Below are 1,684 nucleotides of genomic sequence, written 5' to 3'. Positions count from 1 at the left end.
CGCGGACCGGCTCGTGGCGTCCGCCGACCGGATTGAGCGGCCCGTGGTCGGCGCGCTGTGCTTCGCCCAGTCCGAGCTGACCCCCGACGGGATGGGCGGCTACGTCACCCGCCCCACCCCCACCCTCTACCAGTGGGCCACCGATGAGGCCGGCCGGTCGGGATTCGCGCCGTGGCTGGACTACCCGCGCGAGGAACTGGTGCGCGTCGCAGCGACCGGCAGCGCCATGATCCTCATCCACCGCAGCGTCCTGTCCTCCCTGCTGTCCCAGGACGGCCCGAACTGGTACACGCGGATGACGACCCAGGCCGGGCAGCTGCTGAGCGAAGACCTGTCGTTCTGCGCCCGGCTGGGCGCCTTCGGCTGCCCGATCCACGTGGACACCGGCGTCAAGACCACCCACCTCAAGCCGGTGTGGTTGTCGGAGTCGCACTACGACGAAGCGGTGATGGTGGACCGGGTCGCCCAGTCCGTGGCCAAGGCGGTGGCCCATGCCTAGCCGCACCCTGCTGGTCCTGGTCCCCACCCGCGGCCGCCCCCAGGCCGCCCGCGAGCTGGCCGAGGCCTTCGACGCCACGTGCGGCGCCGCCACGCAGCTGCTCCTGGTCGTCGACCACGGGGACCCCTCGATGAGCGACTACACCGCGCTGGCCGCCGAACGCGACGACGACCTGGTGGACGTCCTGGTCAACCCCGAAACCCCGACCATGGTCGGGGCGCTGAACTACGCCGCGTCCTGGGCGCTGGACCAGCGGCCCCAACCCGATGCGATCGCCTTCATGGGCGATGACCACCGGCCCCGCACCACCGGCTGGGACGCCGCATACCTGCAGACGCTCCACACCCAGCCCGGCATGGTGTTCGGGACCGACCTGCTGCAGGGCCCGGACCTGCCCACGCAGATCGCCATCAGCACCAGCGTGATCGAGACGCTCGGCCACATGGTGCCGCCGGACCTGGTCCACCTGTACGCCGACAACTACTGGGCCGACCTGGGGCGCGGGGCCGGCTGCCTGACGTACCTGCCGGATGTGATCGTGGAGCACCTGCACCCCGTCACCGGCAAGGTGCCCTGGAGCGAGGGGCACCGGCGGGTCAACACCCCGGAGGCCTACCACCGCGACCGCGAGGCCTACCGCGCCTACCGCGAGGCCGGGCAGCTGCAGTACGACGTCGAACAGGTCCGCGAGGCCCTGGCCCGCCAGCACCTGTCGGCCTGGGGCGCGCTGTGAAGGCGATGGTGACCGGCTCGGCCGGGTTCGTCGGCCGCCACATGGTCGCCGAGCTGGAGCGCCGCGGCTGGGATGTCGACGGCGTGGACGTCAGCTCCGCGGACGGGTGGCGGGGCCTGGACGCCCTGGAGGTCTTCCGCTTCCACCAGGTCCGCTACGACCTGGTGGTGCACTGCGCGGCCCGATCCCCGCACCGCGCGGCCATCGACGCCGCGCCGAGCATGATGGCCTACAACCTGCAGCTGGACGCCGCGATGTTCGACTGGGCGGTACGCACCCATCAGGGGCGGGTGCTGTATCTGTCCTCCAGCGCCGTCTACCCGGCGGGCCTGCAGCGCCAGGGAGCGCCGTGGCTGCCGCTGGAGGAGGACCTGGCGGGCGGCGACCAGATCGGGTTTCCGGCTGATTCCTACGGGTGGACGAAGCTGACCGGCGAGCGGATGGCGGCGGCC

3 protein-coding genes are annotated in these 1,684 nt (G+C 72.1%); all 3 read left to right on the top strand.

All coding sequences use genetic code 11. The features are described from left to right. Nucleotides 1-499, top strand: a 499-nt coding sequence (locus ABD327_RS34835) for a hypothetical protein (RefSeq protein WP_344457432.1), incomplete at its 5' end; no start/stop codon positions are given. After that, entirely contained in the window at nt 492-1,232 is a 741-nt protein-coding gene (locus ABD327_RS34830; RefSeq protein ID WP_344457430.1) for a glycosyltransferase family 2 protein, read from the top strand. The genes ABD327_RS34835 and ABD327_RS34830, both read left to right, overlap by 8 nt. Nucleotides 1,233-1,237: 5 nt before the next feature. Then, nucleotides 1,238-1,684 (top strand): NAD-dependent epimerase/dehydratase family protein (locus tag ABD327_RS34825; RefSeq protein ID WP_344457460.1); only part of this gene is annotated, 447 nt, incomplete at its 3' end.

Origin of the sequence: Actinocorallia aurantiaca (assembly GCF_039533685.1) — a bacterium.
Classification (GTDB): Bacteria; Actinomycetota; Actinomycetes; order Streptosporangiales; family Streptosporangiaceae; genus Actinocorallia; species Actinocorallia aurantiaca.
The sequence above is the reverse complement of the archived record's forward strand: the minus strand, read 5'-3'. Positions and strand labels throughout refer to the sequence as shown.

What these genes read in the sequence shown, in the direction of transcription:
- ABD327_RS34830 (WP_344457430.1), top strand. Translation starts at nt 492, where the DNA reads ATGCCTAGCCGCACCCTGCTGGTCCTGGTCCCCACCCGCGGCCGCCCC.